The sequence below is a fragment of the Micromonospora sp. NPDC093277 genome, assembly GCF_044765245.1.
Taxonomy (GTDB): domain Bacteria; phylum Actinomycetota; class Actinomycetes; order Mycobacteriales; family Micromonosporaceae; genus Micromonospora.
Window position 1 is genome coordinate 174,199 of sequence record NZ_JBIWJO010000002.1, and the last position, 21,460, is coordinate 195,658.

Genomic DNA, 21,460 nt, shown 5'->3' on the forward strand with positions numbered 1-21,460 from the left:
TCCAGACCTCCTTGGGGGTTCACGCCCCCGCGGACACCCCCCCCCCCCCGGGCCCCCCCCCGGGGGGGCCGGGGGCCCCCCCCCCGGGGGGGCCGCCCCCCGCCAGGTCGTACGGGGAGAGTCAGGCCAGTCCCTGCGCCCGCTTGTACTCCAACGTGTAGGCGATCTTGCCGGGCTTGGCGTCCGAGTACGGCTTGCTCAGCTTGTCGAACTCGCCCTTGTTGACGGCCTTGCCGTCGTTCCACTGCGACAGGGCGCCAAGTTCGGCGGCGGTGAACCCGCTGTCGACGACGGCGTCCTTGGGCAGTGCCGTCATCGCCTCGGTCAGCGCCTTGACGGTGGCCAGGTAGCTGGCCTGGTCGTTCGGGTTCCAGGCGGCCAGGTCGATCGGCTCGCGGTCGCGGAGCCAGCTGCCCCAGTAGAACTCCTGGAACGGCAGCCCGTTCTGGGCGTAGCCGATGTCGCGACCGAAGTAGAGCACGCTGCGGTACTTGTCGTCGGTGAAGTGGGCGAGCCCCACGCTGGTCGGCAGCTTGTTCACGGTGACCGCGTTGCCCTGCGGGTCACGCAGGTACGTCCACTTGTGCGCCCGCATCTCGGCCCAGAAGTCCTGCCGGGTGAGGGTGCTCAGGTTGGCCACCACCCGCAGCCGGACGTGCAGGTCGGCGCCGCCGTCCGGGGTCTCGTAGAACGAGGTGAGCGTGTGGTGCCCGTCGGTGAGGAACGGCTCGCCGCCGGGGCCGATCACGACCGTCTTCATGGCGGCGATGCTGTCCGCCGTCTCGGCGCCGACTGGCAGCTCACAGGTGAACGAGGACGAATCGTCCAGTCGGGCGTCCGGCGACGCGCTCGCCGCCTCGACCCGGCCGTCGGCCTCGCACCAGTCGTCGAACTTCTTGTTGATCGCGTCCTTGCCGAGCGTGTAGCGGCCGAGCTTGTAGTACACCTCGTCGTAGCCGAGCGAGGGCTGGGTCGGATGCACGTCGCCGATGCGCACGTCGAGCAGGTCACCGGACTCGGCGCACAGGTACTGGGCGAACGGCGTGTGGCGATTGTCGTGGTCGCAGAACGAGGGCCGCTGGCCCGGCGCGCCGGGCGCCGCGAGCGCGACCGACGCCGAGACGGCGGCGCCGGCCCCGACGACGACGGCGAGGGCCGCCCCCACCATCGAGGCACGGCGGGACGGAGATCTGAAGCGCATAACACCTGCTCCTTGTGCCAGGTTGCCTGTCGCAGGCGAGCGTGCAAGCAATCAACCAACGCACGACGCCAGCACGGTGATCCGCGGGCAAACCGCGAGTGAACGATCGTCCGGCACCCCCGTCGAGGCCGGGGCCGACCTCATGGGACGGTCGTCGTCCTTTGTGGGCAGTCCGGCCGGCAGGCGGCTCTCGATCATGACATAGGCTGCCGTCCGGTTCAGGAATTGCCGAGGAGATCCATGAAGGACACCGTCCAGACCCCACCACGCCGGCTGGCCGAGGCGTGCGAGGCGTTGGTGACGGCCTCCTGGTTCAGCCTCGCCAGCTTCCTGGTGGTGATCGTCAACGCGATGGCGCTCGGGCTGGAGACGTACGGCCGGGTGGTCGCCCTGGCCGGTGCCCCGCTGCGGGCGGTGGAGTACGCCTGCCTGGCCTGTTTCGTGCTGGAACTGCTCGTCCGGTTCGGGGCCCACCTGGGTGCCCCGTCCGGCTTCTTCCGGGACCGCTGGAACGTGTTCGACCTGTTGATCGTCGCCGCGCCCCTGCTGCCCGGGGTCCGGGAGAACGTCACGGTGCTGCGGCTGCTGCGGCTGGCCCGCATCGCCCGCGCGTTCCGGCTCTTCCCCAGTCTGCGGGTGATTCTCGTCGGGATCCGGCGCAGCCTCCCCGGCCTCGGCAGCTTCCTGCTGGTCACCGCTCTGTTGCTGTACGGGTACGCGATCCTCGGCTGGATGCTGTTCGGTGCCGCCTATCCGGAGCGTTACGGCACGGTCGGGCAGGCGATGCTGACGCTGTTCCTGTTGCTGTCGTTGGACGGCATCACCGACACGTTGCAGGCCGGCCGCGAGGTGACCGACTGGGCCGTGCTCTACTACGTCTCCTACATGGTCGCCGCCTGCTATCTGCTCACCAACCTGCTCGTCGGGCTGGTGCTCACCGCACTGCAGGAGGCTCACCAGGACGAGCGCGCCGCGGCGGAGCGGACCGCCCGGCTGGACCCTCCCGACCAGCAACCCGAGCCGTCGGTACGGGAACAACTCGCCCGGCTGCACGCGATGCTCGACGATCTGGAGCGGCAGTTGCCGGAAATCCACTCCGGCCAGCTCGACGCCCCTCCCCCAGCTCGGGATCGGGTCGCCAGCCGGTCGGCGGCCGGTCGCTGACTAGCTTTCGAGATGGCCGTCTGCTGTCTGATAACCCCAGATTGAGCCATGTACAGGACCTCACTCGGCAGACGCTCATCGAGCCGTGAGCGCGATATCCGCCGGGAGTGCTGGCGGAACGTTTAGGCTGCGCGCCGACTGAGACTTGAGAAGAAGGCATCAACAGAGCTTTCGATGTTCGATCCCGGCCGATAGTAGGAATGACCAAAGGCGCTAACCATCTGCAACCCGTCGAAAAGCCGAACGTTGTCACTCAGGAACACGTCGTCTTGCGCAACTGGCCCTAGTGCCAGGTAGCAGTCCCAGGCTTTCGGCATCGCAACCGTATGCGAATCGCCAATTGCCACATGCGGCTTCACCATGTCCTGCAAGCCGATCCGACTTGCTGAACTCGTTTCGGTTACGGCTATCATCGCGTGTACTCGGTGAACTGCCGCAGACAGCGGAGAGGAATGCACAGTGACGCAAGGAGATTGGGAACCGGACGAGAGTGACCAGGAGTGGTTACCCGACTTCGATGTGCGGGCAGCCGTTGCGGAGCTCTCGCCCGGGCCAGTGAGCTTCGACGACTTTCCGTGGGACGAGACGCTTCACGATGATAGTCGGATTCCTGAGATCCGGGAGGCCACTGAAGACCTTCGCGGAGACGCGGCCGTTGCCGAGAAGTCCCTGTCCCGGCTGCGCGGATTAATATGTAACGAAGGCACCACGAGCGTGTTTGGTGCGGGCGTGGTGCCTTCGTTGATCCGCGTGGCTGAGACCAAGGGATCCCACCCGCGAAGTGAAGCGCTCCAGCTTGTCGGCGACCTGGCGCGCATGAGCTTTGCTCGCCACGAGTTACGTTCAGAGTTGCTGCGGGCGATGCAGCCGGTCCCGACATTCGACTCATGGGGATACCTGGAGAACTGGGCGGTCGAAGCAGTCCGGACGATGGTCGGGCGGGATACTCACCTCCTGATCAGGCTGCTGGATGACGATGATTCTCGCGTGCGAGGTCGCGCGGCGTACGTGGCGGCCACCGCGCTGCCTGCAAGTGAGGAAATTGCTGACGCTTTGAAAGCCAGACTGGCTGTTGAGGTCGACGCGGCAGTACAGATGATTATGGTTATCTGTATCGCTCAGCACGAAGGAGAACGAGACCTAGCCTCCGAGGCTCTGGCGTGGGCGCAGATGTTGTGGTCGGACTCGACGTCACCTATCGGTATCCGACTGGGCGGCGCCATTGCCTGGCTTGGACTCACGCCGGCGGCTGTGCCACCAGAGCTTCAGATCTTGATAGACGAGATGCCGATGCCGGCCATCCCTGAGCTTTTGCAGGAGCTTCCCTGGGTCTGGTGGCTTGACTTCCGCGCCGGCAGACTTACGAACTGGTGGCGGGATCTGTCAAAGAGTTCCGGAGCATAGTCAGGGCCCGGGCTCGTGGAGTGTTCCATGTCCGGGGCGACGGGATGTGAGGTGAGCCATGACTGGCTTGACCGCATCGAGTTGGCTATGCCAGATCCCGATGATTTGGATAGTGAGGAGCGGCTCATGGGAGACTTTGCGAGCTGACCTGGGACAAGCGGCTTCCTCCCGACCTGCTGGACAAGGTGCTACCGACGCCGACACTGCCGGTACCCGGCATCGACTGGCTGGACGATGTGCCGCAGGACCTGACCCGGGCACTGCGGTCCTTTCTGATTGGTTGGTACGCCGACGTGCCGATGCCACCGGCGCCACCCCCACGCGCGGCCATGGCGCTTCCGCCCCCGTTGCTGGCCTTCCACGACATCGCCGCCGGCCGTGAGGAACTCCTCGGCCGACAGGACTTCATCAAGCCGCTCGACGAGATCGAGTACCTCGAAGACGAGCCGCTAGTGGTCGTCGCGGCCGAGAACCAGGGCGTCTGGGTCGCATCGATCGACCCCACCGACGACGACCCGGTCGTTTGGTACGACGGCGGCCCGGAGCGGCTGCGCGAGCGGGAACGCCTCGGCGGTTTCCTGCTCCAGTTCGCCCTCAACGAAGCGGTGAACGCCTCACCGTTCAGCGGCTTCGCCACGATCACCCCGGAGGTGCTGGACCGGTTCGTCGAGGACCTGGTTCCCGTCCCGCTGCAGCCGCTGCGTGTACCTGGCGACCCGACGCGCCATTGGGTGGCTCCCGGACTGGTCGCCATGGCCGCCGACTACGGCGACAGTGGTATCTGGCTAAGCGTCGGCAGCCGGCAACGCTCGGCCCTGCGGCCCCTACGCTCACGCCTCGACTGGGAACACTTCAACGGCTAACCAACGAGATCTCTCCAGTCCCAGCACGCCGACTGCGGAGAGATTAGGCACGCCTCGACCAAGCCTGGCCTGGCTGCGGTCGTACCACCAGTCAATAGGTAGCCGCGGACCGCACGTCACACAGCGCGGTCGGCTGCCGCGGAGTGGGCGTTTTGACGTAGCCGGACATGCCGATGTGAGGGCGTTTGGGGTCGCCGAAATTTGGACGCCGTTGTGGGGTCGGTGCCGTCGGCTGGTGGCGCATTCGTGGCGGTGTCTACCCCTTCACGGTCGGTCTGCCCGCGCTGTGGTGTTCGAGTGGCGGTCAGCCCCTGGGATCGATGGGAGTTGCCGTGACGAGACCGGTCTCGTAGGCGACGACGACGAGTTGGGCACGGTCGCGGGCGTTGAGCTTGGTGAGTAGTCGGCCGACATGGGATTTTACGGTGGCGAGGCTGAGTGTGAGGTGCGCAGCGATGTCGGTGTTGGACAGGCCGCGTGCGATCAGCACCAGGATCTCGCGTTCGCGTTCGGTGACCCCGGTCAGTGTGCGGTGGAACGTGCGGGACGGGCGGGGTTGCGCGCCGAACGCGGCGATGAGTCGTCGGGTGACGCTGGGGGCGAGCAGCGCGTCGCCGGCGGCGACCACTCGGAGGGCGGCGAGCAGGTCGGCGGCGCTGGTGTCTTTGAGCAGGAAGCCGCTGGCGCCGGCGCGTAGCGCGCCGTAGACGTATTCGTCGAGGTCGAAGGTGGTGAGGATGAGTACGCGAGTGTCGCCGGTCTCGGCGCAGATCTGTTCGGTGGCCTCGATACCGGTCATGTCGGGCATGCGGATGTCCATCAGGACCACGTCGGGGCGTTGGGCCGATGTCAGCTGGACGGCTTCGCGGCCGGTGCCGGCCTCGCCGACCACGGTGAAGCCCGGGGCTGTGTCCAGCAGGACGCGGAAGCTGTCACGCAGCAGCGTCTGGTCGTCGGCGATGAGGACGCGGATCGGGTCGGTCACGGCTCATCCTCACCGGATTGGCGGTATGGCATACGCGCGGCTAGGGCGAACCCGCCGGCCGGGCGCGGCCCGGCCTGCAGGCTGCCGCCGTAGGTGGTGACCCGTTCGCGCATGCCGCGCAGCCCGTACCCGGTTCCGTCGGGTGCCGCCACGGTCGCGGTGCCGTCATCGACCACCTGGACGGTGATCGCCTCCTTGCCGGCCTCGACGCTGACCGTGCACCGGGTGGCTTTCGCGTGCCGGATCACGTTGGTTAGCGCCTCCTGCACGATGCGGTACACGACGAGCCGGGCCCCGGCCGGCGGTGTCGTCTCGCTGACGAGCGTCAGCTCCACCTGGATGCCGGTCTGCTGAGCGCGGTCGGCCAACGCGCGCAGGTCCTCGTCGGAACCCGACGGCATGGCGGGATCCTGGTCCGCGCGGAGCAGGCCCACCGCGCGGCGCATCTCCACCAGCGCTTCCCGGCTGGCGGTCTCGATGACCTCCAGGGCCGTCACGCTTTCCTCGGGCCGCACTGCGGCGACGTGGCGGGCAACGCTGGCCTTCATCGCGATCATGCTCAAGTTGTGTGCGACGGTGTCGTGCATGTCGCGAGCGATGCGTAGCCGCTCCTCCGTCACCGCCCGCGCGGTCCGCTCGTCGGCGATCCGCTCCGTGAGGCGCCGCCGGTGTCGAACCAACCAGCCCACCAGCCACGGGACCGCGACCGCCGGCACCGCCACCAGTGGCGCAGACGGCCACAGCACCGCGAGCGCGGCGGCGCCCGCGAGCCCGGTAGCCAGCACCGGCACGGACCGGGACGGCGGCAATCCCGCCGCTACCGAGTACTGGGTCAGCGCCACGGCAGCGAGCAGGACCGGTGCGGCGTACGGCGGTATCACCCCGTAGGCGAGCACGGCGGCGGACGCGGTGAGCGCCGCCAAGCCGGCGGGCAGCGTCCACCGGTCGCGGATTGCGACCGGCGCGGCGACCGTGCCCACCATCACCCACTGCCACCAGGATGGCCGGCCGGCCTCCTGCGCCGCGAACCCACACACCGCCAGCACAGCAACGGCCGCTGCCGCGTCGACGACCTGCCACCGCATCCGGATCACGTCGCAAGGCTACCGAGCGCCACCGGCGCTGCCGTCCGACTCAGGGTGCTCATCCCCTGGTAGCACCTGGGCACCACGACTCAGCCCGCCAACGCTGCCGCAGGTTGGTGTCCTGGCCGGATGTGCCGCACGCGGTGTCGCGGGGAGAGTCGTTGACATGATCACGACGACGGTCGACCGGCGGCACACCGCCGAGCGGACCTTTACCTTTCCGGGCCCATGGTTGGGCGGCGTATCCCTCATCGTCGGGCCGTGCCTGCTGCTGGCCGGCACGCTCCTGCGGCTCGGCGTCCCGTTCTTCTTCCCGCACCAACTCGCCGAGTACCAGCGGCAACCCACACTGATCAGTGCCGCGTACGCGATATTCCTCTCTGGCACCATCGCGCTCTGGCCGGGCGTTGTCGCGGTCGCCACACGGGTCGGCGTGACCCGGCCCGCCTGGGCGCTCTGGGGCGGCAGCCTGGTGATGTTCGGCCTGTTCGCCCGCGCCTTCCACTACGGCGTCAACACCTTCGCCTTCGCCCTGGTCGACAGCACGGGCCTGAACACCGCTACACAAGCCGTCAGCGCCTATTACGGCTATCGCGAGTGGGTCGCCTCCAGTCTCAGCCTGGCGGTGATGCTCGGCTGGATCGTCCTGGCCATCGGATGTTTCCTGTCTCGCACCCTGCGCCTGCTACCAGCCATCGCTTTGGCTCTGATGTCCGGCCTGATGATCGGAGTTCTCAAGGGAAGCACCTGGGCCTCAGCCGCGCAGGTCGCGGGACTTACCGTGGCGCTCGTACCGCTCGGCGTCACGTTCCTACGCCACGCCAACCGCCCACCCCGCAACACCGTCTTGTGGGCAATGCCGCTGCTCCTGCTGTTCATCGTGGGCTCGATCGTCCTCGGACAGCTCGGCTGACGCCGCTTGAGCGCGACGATGGCATCGGTGGCAGTGGAACGAAACTTACCGACGGACAGTTGAAAACCATCAATCAACCCATCATCTTGATCATCTCGTGGCGGCACCCTCATCTGCCGCGAAGCGCTCGTCACCGAAGGTGATGTCGGCGCCGGTCGCCGATGTCCGGACGTGCCGACGAGCGGATATCGGATCATGAAATCTGCTCCCCGTGCGCGAACACGCCGCCGACCGACGCGGACATCACCCTGCTCACCACCGGGTTCCAACGGCTTGGCGGACTCGTCGAGCTGCCGCCGGACCGTCGGTTCATCGTGATCACAGTGCCTGTGGCCGCAGGGTTCAGCGTCGTTGAAAGACGGTTGATCGCTGGGCGGCTGATCGAGGTTGCCCTTGGGAGTACAGGAACGTCTATGACGATGACGGCAACGCTCTGGGCTGGTGGACTGAACCATAGCGGGGTCAAGGCGTTCAGGCTCTTCGTGAAACATGCCGCAATCGGCGCGTCCCTCATTGCTGGCCGGGGCTGCATCTGGCTGTCCTGCCGTCCCGGCCTCGTTGTTAGCCTGACCGGATGCGCAGCGAGCTGGAGGCGGCGGTAGATGACCTGTACCGGGTATTCGGCCGGTACCAGCTGCTCGAGGGTGTCGAATACTGCGACCACTGCGTTGACCCGGAGCAGGTCGAAGCGCTGCACCGAACGCCACTGCGCCACGTTACCGCCGAGCAACTCGGTCCACTGCTGTTCAAGTCGACGACGACCTGGGGTGATCAGAGGTACCTCAACCATTTCATGCCCCGGCTCCTCGAGCTGGTGGCGGCCGGCGAAATGAACGACTGGAGCTACCCCACCTTCTTGCCGTCTCGGCTCGCAGGCCTGTGGCGGTCGGGTTCGCCCGATGAACGGCGTGTGATCAGCGACTTCGCGTGGGCCTGGTGGCGGGAGACCACCTCGACGTGGCCCAGCTTCTGTGAGCCGCGGGAGGTGCTGGACACGATCGCCGAATGCGGACAGAACGTCTCGCCCTATCTCGCCGCATGGCCGGTGCACGCTGGGAAACCCGCGGCCCTGCAACTCGCCGAACTCGTCAGCGACCTTCTCGCCTCATCGCGGCAGGACAACGGCTTCAGGCGCGAGGCCACCGACTGGATGTCCGGCCCGATACCCGCGGACGTGCTCACCGCCGAAGTCTCCGCGACCGCTGATCCCGACATCGCCCGGCAACTAAGCGATGTCTTCGAACACCTGGCCCTATGGCGACAGTCGCAAACTTCTACCACCACCAAACGGTGACCAGAGGCGTACCCACATACCCGGCTCCGAGTGGTCCACGACCTGGCCGGACGCCGCGGCAGGCCGACGCCGATCGGCGCGGCCGCGCTCATTTGCCGGTGACCGCATGTTACGCAGCGTCACAGCCGGTCGATCAAGACGACGCTCGGTCTTGCCGATGAGCGCACGTCTCGGCCTGTCCCTGGATCGGCTGCCTGCGGTCATCTTCGGTCCACACCCGGAGGAGTCGCGGACCTTCGGCAGCGACGGACACCTAAGAATTCCGGAAACCGGTCAGAGCCCCTGCCCGATTTCAACCAGATAGCCGTCGGGGTCGCGCAGGTAGCACCGAATCTCCGTGCCGTGGTCCTTTGGCTCGGTGATGAAGTCCGCACCACGAGACTTCCACTCCTTGTAGAGCTTCCGGATGTCGGTAACTCTAACGTTCATCGCGCAGCTCAGAGTATTGGGATCCGTTGGTGCCATGGCCTGTACCGTCGGCTTGTCATCGGTTGGGCCGCCCTCGACGTTGATTATGATGTAGCTGTTGAAGAACTTCATGATCAACGGATTGCTTTCGTGTACACAGGTAGCTCCGAATACTCGCTCGTAGTATTCGCGCGACCGGTCGAGATCGCGAACAATCAACAAGGTGGCGAGGAACATCCCGTCCTTGGGTTTGAAGTAGTCGGGTGCCGCGTTGGCTAAAGTCACATCTACCCCCTCTTACTGGACCACCCTGCAGATTCGGGCCGATGTCGGCATTCCCGAAGCGGGCGGGCCGAAACCTCCGAGTCGCACCCCCGGCATCTCCATCGACGCACGCTCATGACGCGAAGCGCTCGTCACGCAAGGTAACTAGTTCACGGGTGCATGCATCCGGACGTGCCGATGAGCGGGCACTCCAAGTAGCGTGCACCGATGGCCGAGTCTTTGGACCTCTCGAGTCCGGCTTCGCGTCGGGAAGCGCTCCGGATGGTTGACGTAGACGACCCCGGCCACCACCACGCGATGCTCCGAGAGATCTTCGACCTCGAAAGGACGTGGCGCGAAGGTCCGGACATGGGCGACAGCGACGAGTACGAGCAGATCTACGTGACGGCCTACCTGCTGTTCCTGATCGGTGATCCCGCGGACTCGCCCCGCCTGTATGCAGCGAAGTTCCGCACGGGTGACATGGACCTCGGTGCCGGCTTCGATGCCCAGGCCATCTTCGGAGCGGGCGGGCGCGAAACGCTTCAGTGGCTCCTGGAGAACGGATACACCGACGAGCACGCGCATCTGTCTGAGTGGTTGTCGCAGTGGGAAGACCCGAAGATCGAAGAATGGGCTCGGCATGTGCGCGAGTACTTTTACTCACCGGATGACGTGCTGCTTCTGGATCCGCTTTAGACGCGTCCTGCTCTGCCGAAACGTCCGCTCTTGCCGCCGGCCGTGGGCGCTGTCTCAGCACGTCGGTCACGCTGAGTGAATATCAGCCTCGGCGCTGTTCCTTGGGAGACGTGTGCCAAAGCGAAGCGCCATGGCGCAGGGCGACGCCACGGTCGTGGGTCGGGGGATCGGGGAGCACGTGGGGAGCAGTCGGGTGCGCTGAACGGCGTTGAACTGCGTCCAACGGCACGCAACGGCGCTCAACTGCACCCGCGCCGACCTGCGGCTTCTCGTTTATGCAGGTTGCAGATTGGGGGCAGGTTGGCGAAGTGGTCACCGCAGCCGAAGTGCTCACCGAGGCCGGACAAGGGGAAGCGCGCTGACCTGCGGCGATGTTGGCGAGCGGGCCGACTTGACCTCCCAGAGAACACCGAAGTGGTCAGGCGTCGCTGCTCCCCGCCTTGGCTGGCGCCGGCTGTCGTCCTGGGGTCGCTGGCGCCAATCGGGGCGGTCTTGCCGCATCGACGTAAGGCACTGAGCTCTGTAGTGCTGGCGTCGGTTTGGATTCCGCAGGCTGAGGCTCGAATCCCATCCGCAGCCCTCTGGCCAGGGCATCTTGCGCGGTGACCTCTTCGGTCGGCCCGAAGGGGTCAGGGTTACATGATCCTCGGGTGACGTCCTCTTCTGCCGAGAACAGTGCGTTCAGGCGGCGTCCTGATGCTCTGGGCGGCATCGCTCCTGCCGCTGGCGGCCGTTCTCCAGCTGTCACGGCGGCATTGAGACGGCGTCCGGGCTCCCTGCGGGAGAGTGCGCCGCGCCGAACGATTCGGTCGCTGCCGGACTGACTGAAGATCAGAAGACGTCGTCGTATCCCTGCTGCCAGCGGTCGGCGTTACGGCGCCAGAGATGCCGGGTCACCCACACAAACAGACCCGCGCCTGCGCACGGCAGCACGATGATTAGGAGAGCCCAGTTACGCGTAACAGCGGCTATCAGCAGAAAGATCGACGTGAAGATTGCCGAGATGGCAACGCTCGGTTCCGGCCGCCGCAACCAGTAATGCAGTATCCCAGGCCGAGATCGCTGCCCGCGTCGAGGAGTCTCACGATCCTTGAGTTTTGGCAGCCGCCGGTGCCCTCTGCGCTGGCGATTCTTCCGCTGCCCCGGCCTCGACACGCGACCGATCCTAGAGCCTGTCGACCTTTACTCTCATGCCGGGATGCGCGCGCAGTACCGCGTCGTTGAGGAAGGTCTACGTCATGGCCGGCGGCGGTAGATTTCGATCTGGCTGTCTCCCAGGCTTGACCCGAACCGCCCGGCATCACGGTCCTTGTGTATCGCCCCACACCGGCAGTTGCCGTACTCATCAGGGTCGAGAGAAACGAAGTCGCCACACCGGATGCACCGAGCAAACAACTCGGCCCGCATGTGCCAGCCACCTCCGCGACCGGTCGCGGCTGGGCCGTTCCCGAGGTACTGGTAGCCGTGATCCACGCTCTCAACCCGCACGACCCGAAGTTACTCTCATGCCGCTCGGGGCGGACTGGCGTTCATCGCTGCTGGTGACGCACGGTGATATATGACTACCTCTCCTGCTCCCGCTTCCAGCGTCGTACCGACCGATCAGCTCGTTCTGCGTGCAGCGGTGTCCGCCTTTCTCGGCCTCTACCGTGGGCAAACTCGCGTCCATACTGAGTCCGATCTGCGAGTCTTCCTCCGCTGGTGCGCCGACCAGGCCCTGGATCCGCTCGCCATGGCGCGGATGGACGTCGAGCGGTACGTGCGCTGGCTGCAGGACGTAGGCCGCTACCTGCCCTCGACGGTCTCGCGGCGCCTGTCGGTCGTGGCCGGGTTCTATCGGGTCTGCGTCATCGACGCCATCCTGGAGCACTCGCCGGCCGACTATGTCCGTCGGCCCACGGTGCCGTCCGAGTCGCCGGCCCTTGGGCTGGGGCACCTGCAGTTCGAGGCTCTGATCACTACCGCCCGGCTGTCGGCCAACCCGAACGGCTTCGCCCTGGTCGCGCTCCTGGGTCTGCTCGGGCTGCGGATCTTCGAAGCCTGCGGGTCGAACGTCGCCGACCTGGGTGAGGAGCACGGGCACCGGGTCCTACGCGTGCGCGGCAAGGGAGGCAAGGTCGTGCTCGTCCCGCTGCCACCCGCGGTGGCCCGAGCTATCGACCGGGCCGTCGACGAGCGCTCCAGCGGGCCGATCCTGCGCAATACCCTCGGTGTTCGGATGGACCGGCATGCCGCCACCCGCCGGCTCAAGCACCTGGCCCAGACGGTGGGGATCCGGATGCCGAGGATGCACCCACATATGCTGCGGCACACGTTCGTGACCACCATGCTCGACGCCGGCGTCAGCTTGCGTGACGTGCAATCGCCGCCCGGCATGCCGACCCGCGAACCACCAGGCGCTACGACCGCGCCCGTTAGAGCCTGGTAAATAAGGGTTTCAGGTGGGTTGGTGGTGGGCGAGGCGGCGGGTCATGACGATGATCATGGCCCATTGGACCATCGCGGCGTGGTGGCCGGGTAGCCGTTCGTAGTCGCGGACGGTGCGTCGGCACCGGTTGATCCAGGAGAACGTGCGCTCGACCGCCCATCTGCGGTGCAGTACGACGAAGGTGGTCTGCCCGGCGAGTTTGGCGACGATCTGCACGGTGAGGGTGAGACGGGTGGCGGCCCAGTCGACGAGTCGGCCGGTGTAGCCGCTGTCGGCCCAGGTCAGGCCGATGGTGGGGAAGCAGGCGCGTAGCGCCCACAGCAGTGGCCGGGCGGCGTCGCGGTCTTGGACGTTCGCGCCGGTGACCAGGATCGCGAGCAGCAGTCCGCAGGTGTCGACGGCGATGTGCCGTTTCCGGCCGTTGATCTTCTTCCCGGCGTCGTAGCCGCGGCTGAGTCGGCCGACGGTGTCGGCACCGCGTATCGACTGCGAGTCGATCAGCGCGGCCGTCGGCTGCCGGTTACGGCCCTCGACCTGGGTCCGGACCTGCTCGCGAAGGCTGTTGTGCATGCGGTGCAGCGTTCCGTCGCGGGTCCAGGTCTTGAAGTAGTGGTAGACGAGCTTGTGGTGCGGGAAGTCGGCGGGTAGCGCGTCCCACTGACAGCCGGTGCGGTCGAGGTAGCGGATCGCGTCGACGATGTCGCGGCGGGGGTAGGTGATCGGCCGGCCGCGTCCGGTCCCGGCCGGCACGTGCGGAGCCAGGACCTGCCATTCGACATCCGAGGTATCGGACGGATAGTGCCGTGGCCGGGCGGTGGGCAGGTGATCGTCGAGAGTGGCCGGGGTAGCGGATGCGGCGACGCCGGCGACAAGGTATACAGACAGGGTTGGGCCTTCGGTCGTGCTGGTTTAGTCGCCTTTGCTCGTACCGAAGGCCCTTCACCATGTCACGCCACCACGCCGGATGCCGTCACGGTTGGCGATCTCCACCGGGCCCGCCGGACACCGGAAACCCTTATTTACCAGGCTCTAAGAACCTCGACCGGCACCCCAACTACATCCTCGCTGCCTACATGGCCTCTGGAACATGATCAGCCGCTCACGGCTCTGCCGATGACCGTGCTCGGTAATTTACCGAGCCGCCGCCTTCCGGAGTTCGCTCAGCCACTCGATGCCGAGCCTGTGGCCGTCGGGGAATTGGTCATCGCGATCCCAGCGCCACGTAGTGATCATCGCCAGCATGAGAGTCCGGCAATCTCGAAGTAGGTGGTGATCGACGCCCGGGTAGTGGTCTTCGACCTCGTTGGGTGCATGGGCCAAGTCGAACTCGATCGGCCCCCGGCAGCACGTCTCAAAGTCGATGAAGAGCAGGCCTACCTGGGTCGAGAGCAGGTTGCCCGGGTGAGGTTCGCCGTGCAGGACCTGTTCGGGCCGACCGCTATCGCCGACCGCTCGGCGCAGGCGGTCCAATGTGCCGGCGAGAAAGACTCGGTCCGCGTCGGCCAGCTTCGGCGTCCGGTCGTGGTCGGCCACGAGGGCCTGGGCCTCGGAAACCCGGTCCGTGAAGTGCGGAGTGGGCAGGTCGACCCGGCGCATTCCGGCGTGCAGACGTTCGAGCGCTCTGGCGTAGTCCACGGGCGGGACCGCTTGAGTAGTCACCGGTTCGTAGTAGGTCCACAGCGTGACCACGTGGTCGTCCCAGACGAAAACCTCGGGCGCTTCCAGCGCAGCCACCGGGCTCCCGACCTCGAACAGTCGCTGAACGAGATCCACTTCAAGCTGGGCGCACTGGTGCGCCGCCGGTGCCACCTGGGCCAGCACGTCGCAGGGCTGCAGACGCAGGGTGAGCTTGTTCGAGTTGTGCAGGACGACGGCGTCGTGGGCGGTCAGGCCGAGCGATGAGGCGCTCGACACGGCTGCCTGTGTTGCCCGCTGGGCCGCATACGCCTGCATCGGAGCACCGTAACTCAGCGTTTTCGGCGCAGCAGCCGTATTTCGGGCTCCCCCGCCTCAAGAAACACGGGCGGCGGCGACTACATCCGAATCTGCCGCCTTCGGAACGTTGCTCTGCGTCACGGCTATCAGCTGGCCAAGAGCTGGGAAACCTGAGCGAGGTCGTGCTGAGGAGCGCCGGCTACCATGGTCGCCCATGGCATCGACGAACGAGACGCCCGCTACGTTCCAGCCGTTACCTGGGCGTACGGTTGATCGCTCGGCGGTCTATCACGCCTCGCTACAGGCACTCCTCGACCTCGTCGGCGCCGAACCCCCGGACGTCGACGAGCCCGACGACCGTCTGTTCTGGCGTCATCGTGCCCGGCGGATGATCGGTCAGACCGTCGCGCGCCGGGCCAAGCACCCGACCAGTACTCGCGGCATGCCCGACGAATGGTTCGAACCGCTGATCCGAGCCGCAGTGTACGAGCCGGATCCGAGCTTCAACCGGCAACTGGTCGAACCCGCCATCGCCGCGTTCGGCCGCCGTCGCGTCCAGGTTGCGCTGCTTGACTATCTCGACAGCGGTGCCCCCGCCGATGCGGCAGGCGCGGCACGCGCCTGGTACTGGACCTCGATAAGAGTCAGGTACCTACCGGGAACGACGACCATGACCCCGAAAAGCGCCGCCGAATACGAGCAAGTCAGCGACCTGCGCGAGCGGTACCGCCTTACCGCACTACGCCGCTTCCTGGCCGACGACGACCTAGACCTGCGCCGATGCATACTGCCAGGCCTCACCCTGGACCCACAGATGTACCCCAGCCAAATGCGCGACCAAGTTGCTCAGGCCGTGCAGATCGCTCGCACCTCAAACGACGACTACCTCCGGCATCGAGTGGAGATCCAGGTCGTGCCCGAGCGATGACCGCGACCGGTCGACGCCATCCGGATCTGCCGCGAAGCGCTCGTCACGGAAGGTAGCTGGATCGCGGGTGCCTGCATCCGGACGTGCCGCGATCCGGTTCGAGCGCGGCTCGTCCAGACCGTAACCGAGTGTAGTCAGCGAGGCTGCTCGCCCTGGGGCATGGAGACTTGCTCGATCGGGGGTCGTGCTGTTTCCCCTGCTGTACAGGGCGCGCAGAATCCGCAGGGCCGGCTCGTGAATGCTGTCGGCGACGACGAGTGCAACCTCGGCCTGGTCGGCGTCGGTGTCGTTGAGCAGCAGCACCTCCGGGCGGGGTCGTAGCTGGCCGATCACGCCGGTTCGTGGAGATGACGTCTCGGCCGTGCAGGGCAACACGGACATGGAACATGGCTTCGAGCTGCCGCCGCTGTTCGTGACGGGGCTGCCCGGTCGGCGCTGTGTTGATCGCTGATCGAGGTGGCCGGCGCTGTCGTTCGGCCGTGGGAGGCGACCTGCCCGCGACAGAGGTTGGGCCGGGCCGATGGCGGGCCCGACGGTCGCCTCGTTGAGTGCTTGAATCCGATCGCCTACCGATTGCGTGCCGTCAGAGCCGGTGTCGGCGCCGCTTCCGACAACGACCAGGCCCTCGGCTCCCGTCCGCGACGGTGGGCTGGTTCCTGCGACGTCACAGACGCCCAGCGGCGGGGGCGCCTCGTCAGATCCAACTCCGCCGAGTTGCTGTAGTGCAGCGAGTTATTCCGGCGGGAGGACGCCTTGCAAGGCTGTCATCGCCGCACCCGGGTGAACTACTGGCTCCCGAAATGGATCTGCTCATACCAGACGGCGAGGGACGGAAAGCCTTTGCCAGGCTGAAGGTCCACAGCGGACCTCCTGTCAGAGCGAGGCGGACGGGTCAGATGTCGTGGTGCTGGTGGCCCTTGGCGGCGCAGTCGTCCCAGATACGGGTCAGGTGCTGCGTCATCTGGGTGGTGGCGGGGTGGTCGGGGTGTTCACGTCGGTGAGTGGCGATGGTGTCGGCGAGGAGGGTGCGGGCGGGTTGGCAGTGGCCGAGGGTGTGTAGGACGAGGGCGGTGGTGGCGTGGGCGGCGAGGGTCGGCTGGGCGTGTGGGCCGGCGGTGGTGGTGAGGTGTTCGCCGAGTTGGCGGTAGTGCTTGTAGGCGCGTTGGTTTTGTCCGGCGTGCCGGTGTGCGTTGGCGAGGAGGTGTAGGGCGTGCAGGGTTCGCGGGTGGGTGGGTCCGTGGAGGTGGGTGGTGCTGTGGTGGGTGTAGGTGGCCCAGGTGATGGCGTCGGTGGGGTGGCCGAGACGGAGTTGCAGTTCGGCCAGGAGGGCGGCGGCTTCGGCGTGTACGGGCTCGGCGGGCGCGGTGGTGGGGTCGACGCTGGCGAGGCTGGCGTGGAGGAGTTGCCGGGCGCGTATCGGATCGGTGAGGGCCAGGCCGCGGGCGGTGGCGACACGTCGTACGCGTTCGACATTGAGCCCGGCGGCCATGGGTGTGGGGGTGGCGCGCCAGGTAAGGGTGATGTCGGCGGGGGTGGCGCCGATGGTGATGCGGGCGAGGACGTGGTGGGCGTGCATGGCGGCCAGGTGTGGGGGTGCCGGTGCGCCGGTGGCGTGAAGGATTCGGGGTGCGTGCCGCAGGATCGCCCGTCCGACGACGTCGGCGAGGGCGGCAGCGCCGAGGGGCCGGGGCCGGCAGTTCTGCTGGCACTGGTGGCCCTCGTGTAGGTGGTTGTAGGGCATCGGTTGGTGGCAGAACTTGCAGTGCAACAGCCTCGGCGGCAGGTACAACGGGTGCGGGTTGCCGGCGGGTCTGCCGGGTCCGGGTGTGGTTGGGGTGGTGGCTTTGGTGACCCATTTCTGGACCAGGCGCGGTTCGAGGTTCAGTTGACGGGCGACGGTGGTGACGGCGCCGTACGCGCGGACGGTGCGGGCGTCGGCGACGCGTTGGACGACGGCGTCGATCAGGTCTGGTGGGTATCTGCTGGGGAAGGCCATGATCCGTGGTCTCGGTTGGGGATGTGGGTGGTCGGGGTCGGCTACCGGGCCGGTCGGTTCGTCATGGGTGGCGAGTGCGTTGGGGCTAGGCATGGAAGTCCCAGCGGTTGTCGGCGGAGTTGGTCGGACTGTCGCTGCTGCCGGGGGGAGGGTTGCGGCGCATCGGGTGCAGGCTCGGCCCATCGGGCAGGGTGATCGCCGGGCGTGGCGTGTAGCCGTGGCGGGCGAGCAGTGGCTGCCCGTCGGTGAGGGTGGTGGTCCAGGACGGTAGGTCGACGCGGTCGATGCGGTCGCGGTGGTGGGCGAGCAGCGCGGCGCCGTGACCGGCCTTTTGGGCGTTCGGGTGTACGGCGAAGAACGCCAGATCGTAATGGGGTTCGGTGGGCTGTCTCTGAGCGACGAGCCTGTGGAGCAGGTGGAACCTGTCCGCGTGGCTGCCGGCGACGTCGGTGAGTCGGGTGCGGTGGTTTGCTGGTGGTGGGATGGGTCGGTAGCGGTGGAAGCCGACGGTGGTGGCGGTGAGGTCGTCGGTGAGGTGGACGTCGCCGAAGAACATGGCGTGTTCCACCCAGATCCGTAGGACGTCGGCCAGCACGTGGCGGTGTGCGGCGGGTACGAGCCACTGGCCGAGTGGGGTGGGGTGGAGGGCGTCGGCGATCAGCCCGGCGACCGTGTCTTTGTCCGTCCAGCGGGCAGCCCGGATGCGAACGTTCAATTCCATGATCGGTGTCCCTGTCAGGAGGGGTCGCTATCGGTAGGCGGCGGTGGCGAGGTCGCCGATGGTGGCGTCGACGGCGGTGGTGATGTCGCGTACCGGGTGCAGGTGCTGGTCGGCGATCGTCTTGAGCTGTGCGGTGAGGGTGGTGGTGTCGTCGGCGAGGTAGAGGTGGTCGGTGAGGCCGAGGACGGCGACGAGGCCGGCGAGGGCGGCGGTGTGGTTGTCCGGCTGCTGATATCGGGTGGCGAGGGACCGCACCCGGGCGCGGGCCACCACCGACCATTTGCTGTCCACGGGCAGGTAGCTGTCGGCGCGCATGAGGCCGCCGAGGCGGCGGCGGCTGGCGTGTCGCAGGATGCCGGCGGCGACGAGGCCGGCGCGGGTGCGTTCGTACAGGTCGGCGGAGAAGCCGCGTATGAAGCCTTTCAGCGAGGGCAGGGTGCGGGCGTAGCGGATCGAGGTGAGTGCGGTGTCGGCGATCAGGTCACCGACGGGCCGGTCGATGTGCGGGCGCACCCACCGTTCGTCGGCTGGGCGGGTGTCGTCGCCGAGGTCGATGCGTCCGGCCAGGTACAGGTCGATCAGGACCGCACCCGCCAGGCCGAGCGCTAATGCCTGCCGGTGGATGTGGGGGTTGCCGGTGTCGTCGTTGTGGCCGAGCAGGAACAACTCGTCGCGCAGCGGCAGCGGGGGAAGTGGCGTGGACATGACGGGTCCCTCCTTCCTCTACCGCAGCCCGGCCGTGTACTGCCGCAACCGCGCGTGCACACCCTGGTAGGCCGGGTCCGGCGCGGGAAGCAGCGCCTTGTCGACGGCGGCAAGGATCGTGTAGTTGGGGTCGCACACGTTGCCGATCGGCGCGCGTCCCACCTGCGACACGAGTTGGTAGGCGTCCAGCGCTTCCAGGCCGGTCAGTTCGCTGGTCCAGGTGACCATGTCGTGGTGGGCGATGCGGTAGGCGTCTTCCAGGGGGCGGGCGCAGCCGACCGACATGATCGACGTGTCGGTCTCCAGCCGGGGCCATACCGTCGACACGCCTTTGATCACCTCGATGGTGAGGGTTGTGGTGGTGGCGATCTCCACCCCGACGCCGCAGGCTTCGCCTTCGCCTTGGCAGGCGTGACCGTCACCGAGGGCAAACAGTGCCCCGTGCACGTTCACGCCCAGGTAGAGGGTGGTGCCGGCCCGCAGCCGTGGGGTGTCCAGGTTCCCACCATGCATGTCGGGGACGATCGTGGAACGGGCTTCGAAGCCGCCCGGGGCGACGCCGATCGTGCCGATCATCGGATCCAACGGCAGGTTGATCGCGTGACTCGTTTCGGTGGCCTGGAACCGGACCGTGCCAGCCTGCCGGTCGATCCCGTACACCCACACCCGCTCCTGCAACGGCGGCTGCAACGTCGGCGTGTGGGAGGTGGAGGTGAGGGCGCCGAAGTGCGGGAACGTGGCCGACACGCCCCAGTCGCGGGCGGGGGTGATGGTGGCGAGGTGGATGGCGAGGGTGTCGCCGGGTTCGGCGTCCTCGACGAAGAACGGCCCCGACACCGGGTTGAGGTAGGGCATGCGGCACACCTGCGACGGCAGATCTCCCGGCCCGCGTACGAGGCCGCCGAAGCAATCCTCGGTGGCCACCTCCAGGACGTCGCCGGAGTGCAGGTGCGCGACCGGTAGCCGCCCGCCGAAGGTGTAGGCGAGTTCGTCGCGCACGGGACGGTAGGTGATCTTCTCCATGGCGATCACACCCGTTCCAGGTCACGGCCGGACGGCTGGACGGGGGCGAGGCCGGAGAGGGTGGGGCGGCGGCCGGTCAGGTACAGGCCGGCGAGGACGATGACGCCGAGTCCCAGCCAGGCCAGGCCGAGACGTTGGGCGGCGATGTTGGCGTTGACCACCACATAGGCGAGGATGGCGAACCCGACCGCCGGCATGAGCAGATGCGCCCAAAGGTTCCCGGACCGCCTGCGGATGAGGTGGTGCACGACGACGGAGATGTGTAGGACGAGGAAGGCGACCATCGCCCCGAAGTTGATCAGCGAGGAGAGCAGGGTGATGCCGTCGGTGCGGGTGGCCATGTACAGGCCGAGGGCGAGGGACACGGTCCCGGTGAGGAGGGTGGCGTTGATCGGCACGTTGCGGCGGATCGACACCCTCGCCAGGAACGCGGGCAGCTGCCGGTCCCGGGCCATCGCATACAGCAGCCGGGAGGTGGCGACCTGGGCCACCATCGAGTTCGGCAATCCCCACGCGATTGCGGTCGCCACCGCACACAGGGTTGCCAGCCAGCCCCCGCCGGCTACCTGGGCGGCGTCGTAGAAGGCGGTCCCGTTCGGATCACCGTCGGCCAGCAGCCCGGCCGGGTTGGGGACGAGCATCGCGGCCAGCCACGTTTGCGCGATGAACAACACCCCCGCCAACACGAGCACCGCCGCCATGGCGCGGCCGATCTGCCGGGAACCGCCCTTGGCTTCCTCGGCCAACATGCTGATGCCATCGAAGCCCAGGAAGCTGAGCACCGCGATCGACACCGCACCCGCGACGACAGACCAGGTGAACGTGTCGGAGTTGTAGAACGCCTCCCAACCGAACCGGCCCTTCCCGGAAGCGACAGCCCAGCCAGCGATAGCGATGAACACCGCCAGAACGATCAGCTCACCGACCAGCATGACTCGGGTGACCACCGCGGTCATACGGATCCCGACCGAGTTGACGACCGTGTTCACCGCGACAAAGCCCAACAGCCACAACCAGACCGGAACGGCCGGCACGGTCGCGTGCATCGCCACCGACGCCACCAGATACAACAACCCCGGCACCAGGATGTAGTCGAGAAGGATCACCCAACCAGCCAGGAACCCGACCGGCGGGCTGATGCCCCTCCCGGCATAGTTGTAAACGCTGCCCGACATCGGAAACGCCTTCACCATCTGCGCATACGAAAACGCCGTGAACACCAAAGCGACGACACCGATCGCGTACGCCAAGGCGACCATCCCGCCGGAGCCGGCGTACACACTGCCGAAAATCGCCATCGGTGCAATTGGGACCATGTACACCAAGCCGTAGGAGATCAGGTCCCGGAATCGGAGCTGCCGGCTCAACTCCTGCCGATAGCCGTAGCGGGCCAACTCATCCTGCTCATACATGCGCGATCCTTCCTCAGAAAGGGGTAAGGGGA

At 67.0% G+C, this 21,460-nt stretch carries 20 protein-coding genes; 8 read left to right on the plus strand and 12 right to left on the minus strand.

From position 1 onward, the window contains the following. Positions 1-121: 121 nt before the first annotated feature. Positions 122-1,201, minus strand: coding sequence for a ParB-like protein (locus ACIRG9_RS05395; RefSeq protein WP_402850565.1), 1,080 nt, complete (start codon positions 1,199-1,201; stop codon positions 122-124). Between the two features lie 240 nt (positions 1,202-1,441). On the opposite strand from ACIRG9_RS05395, the gene ACIRG9_RS05400 reads away from it, so the two are divergent. From ACIRG9_RS05400 to ACIRG9_RS05410, 3 genes are all read left to right on the plus strand, one after another. Continuing rightward, the gene (locus ACIRG9_RS05400) at positions 1,442-2,365 is read left to right on the plus strand and encodes an ion transporter (RefSeq protein WP_402850567.1); all 924 of its coding nucleotides are present in this window, start codon (positions 1,442-1,444) and stop codon (positions 2,363-2,365) included. A 459-nt stretch (positions 2,366-2,824) separates the two neighbouring features. Next, positions 2,825-3,769, plus strand: a complete 945-nt coding sequence (locus ACIRG9_RS05405) for a hypothetical protein (RefSeq protein WP_402850570.1) — start codon at positions 2,825-2,827, stop codon at positions 3,767-3,769. Positions 3,770-3,954: 185 nt separating this feature from the next. Then, positions 3,955-4,632, plus strand: coding sequence for a hypothetical protein (locus tag ACIRG9_RS05410; protein ID WP_402850572.1), 678 nt, complete (start codon positions 3,955-3,957; stop codon positions 4,630-4,632). A 304-nt stretch (positions 4,633-4,936) separates the two neighbouring features. Here the strand turns inward: ACIRG9_RS05410 and ACIRG9_RS05415 are convergent, their stop codons facing one another. Together ACIRG9_RS05415 and ACIRG9_RS05420 are read right to left on the minus strand one after the other, a co-directional pair. After that, complete coding sequence (locus tag ACIRG9_RS05415) at positions 4,937-5,617, minus strand: response regulator (RefSeq protein ID WP_402850574.1); 681 nt, start codon at positions 5,615-5,617, stop codon at positions 4,937-4,939. After that, a complete protein-coding gene (locus ACIRG9_RS05420) occupies positions 5,614-6,702 on the minus strand; it encodes a sensor histidine kinase (protein ID WP_402851853.1) in 1,089 nt (362 codons plus the stop codon). The genes ACIRG9_RS05415 and ACIRG9_RS05420 overlap by 4 nt, the downstream gene beginning before the upstream one ends. A gap of 166 nt (positions 6,703-6,868) precedes the next feature. Between ACIRG9_RS05420 and ACIRG9_RS05425 the strand changes: the two genes are divergently transcribed. After that, on the plus strand, positions 6,869-7,615 hold the full coding sequence (locus tag ACIRG9_RS05425; protein WP_402850576.1) for a hypothetical protein: 747 nt from the start codon (positions 6,869-6,871) through the stop codon (positions 7,613-7,615). Between the two features lie 574 nt (positions 7,616-8,189). Next, a complete protein-coding gene (locus tag ACIRG9_RS05430; protein ID WP_402850578.1) occupies positions 8,190-8,909 on the plus strand; it encodes a hypothetical protein in 720 nt (239 codons plus the stop codon). A gap of 273 nt (positions 8,910-9,182) precedes the next feature. Here ACIRG9_RS05430 and ACIRG9_RS05435 read toward each other — a convergent pair whose 3' ends face one another. Beyond that, positions 9,183-9,602 carry a VOC family protein gene (locus ACIRG9_RS05435; protein WP_402850581.1) on the minus strand — a complete coding sequence of 140 codons (420 nt, stop codon included), beginning with the start codon at positions 9,600-9,602 and terminating at the stop codon, positions 9,183-9,185. Between the two features lie 207 nt (positions 9,603-9,809). Here ACIRG9_RS05435 and ACIRG9_RS05440 point away from each other — a divergent pair, with 207 nt between their 5' ends. Then, positions 9,810-10,280 carry a hypothetical protein gene (locus ACIRG9_RS05440; protein ID WP_402850584.1) on the plus strand — a complete coding sequence of 157 codons (471 nt, stop codon included), beginning with the start codon at positions 9,810-9,812 and terminating at the stop codon, positions 10,278-10,280. Between the two features lie 1,732 nt (positions 10,281-12,012). Further along, positions 12,013-12,708 carry a tyrosine-type recombinase/integrase gene (locus ACIRG9_RS05445; RefSeq protein WP_402850586.1) on the plus strand — a complete coding sequence of 232 codons (696 nt, stop codon included), beginning with the start codon at positions 12,013-12,015 and terminating at the stop codon, positions 12,706-12,708. A 9-nt stretch (positions 12,709-12,717) separates the two neighbouring features. On the opposite strand, the gene ACIRG9_RS05450 is transcribed toward ACIRG9_RS05445, so the two are convergent. Both ACIRG9_RS05450 and ACIRG9_RS05455 read right to left on the minus strand, forming a co-directional pair. Then, a complete protein-coding gene (locus ACIRG9_RS05450) occupies positions 12,718-13,593 on the minus strand; it encodes an IS5 family transposase (RefSeq protein WP_402851856.1) in 876 nt (291 codons plus the stop codon). 246 nt (positions 13,594-13,839) lie between these two features. After that, a complete protein-coding gene (locus ACIRG9_RS05455) occupies positions 13,840-14,661 on the minus strand; it encodes a phosphotransferase family protein (RefSeq protein WP_402850589.1) in 822 nt (273 codons plus the stop codon). A 196-nt stretch (positions 14,662-14,857) separates the two neighbouring features. Between ACIRG9_RS05455 and ACIRG9_RS05460 the strand changes: the two genes are divergently transcribed. Further along, on the plus strand, positions 14,858-15,571 hold the full coding sequence (locus ACIRG9_RS05460) for a hypothetical protein (protein WP_402850592.1): 714 nt from the start codon (positions 14,858-14,860) through the stop codon (positions 15,569-15,571). On the opposite strand, the gene ACIRG9_RS05465 is transcribed toward ACIRG9_RS05460, so the two are convergent. The 6 genes from ACIRG9_RS05465 to ACIRG9_RS05490 all read right to left on the minus strand — a co-directional run bounded on the left by ACIRG9_RS05465 (position 15,515) and on the right by ACIRG9_RS05490 (position 21,428). Beyond that, positions 15,515-15,904, minus strand: a complete 390-nt coding sequence (locus tag ACIRG9_RS05465) for a hypothetical protein (protein WP_402850595.1) — start codon at positions 15,902-15,904, stop codon at positions 15,515-15,517. The two genes, ACIRG9_RS05460 and ACIRG9_RS05465, sit on opposite strands and share 57 nt — an antisense overlap. A 559-nt stretch (positions 15,905-16,463) precedes the next feature. Next, positions 16,464-17,567, minus strand: coding sequence for a hypothetical protein (locus ACIRG9_RS05470; RefSeq protein WP_402850598.1), 1,104 nt, complete (start codon positions 17,565-17,567; stop codon positions 16,464-16,466). Between the two features lie 85 nt (positions 17,568-17,652). Then, positions 17,653-18,288 (minus strand): N-acetyltransferase, encoded by a 636-nt coding sequence (locus tag ACIRG9_RS05475; RefSeq protein WP_402850600.1) that lies wholly within the window; start codon positions 18,286-18,288, stop codon positions 17,653-17,655. 27 nt (positions 18,289-18,315) lie between these two features. After that, the gene (locus ACIRG9_RS05480) at positions 18,316-18,993 is read right to left on the minus strand and encodes a GPP34 family phosphoprotein (RefSeq protein WP_402850603.1); all 678 of its coding nucleotides are present in this window, start codon (positions 18,991-18,993) and stop codon (positions 18,316-18,318) included. 18 nt (positions 18,994-19,011) lie between these two features. Further along, positions 19,012-20,016: an acetamidase/formamidase family protein gene (locus tag ACIRG9_RS05485; RefSeq protein ID WP_402851859.1), complete on the minus strand. Its 1,005-nt coding sequence runs from the start codon at positions 20,014-20,016 to the stop codon at positions 19,012-19,014. A 5-nt stretch (positions 20,017-20,021) separates the two neighbouring features. Continuing rightward, the gene (locus ACIRG9_RS05490; RefSeq protein ID WP_402850605.1) at positions 20,022-21,428 is read right to left on the minus strand and encodes an APC family permease; all 1,407 of its coding nucleotides are present in this window, start codon (positions 21,426-21,428) and stop codon (positions 20,022-20,024) included. Positions 21,429-21,460 lie beyond the last annotated feature (32 nt).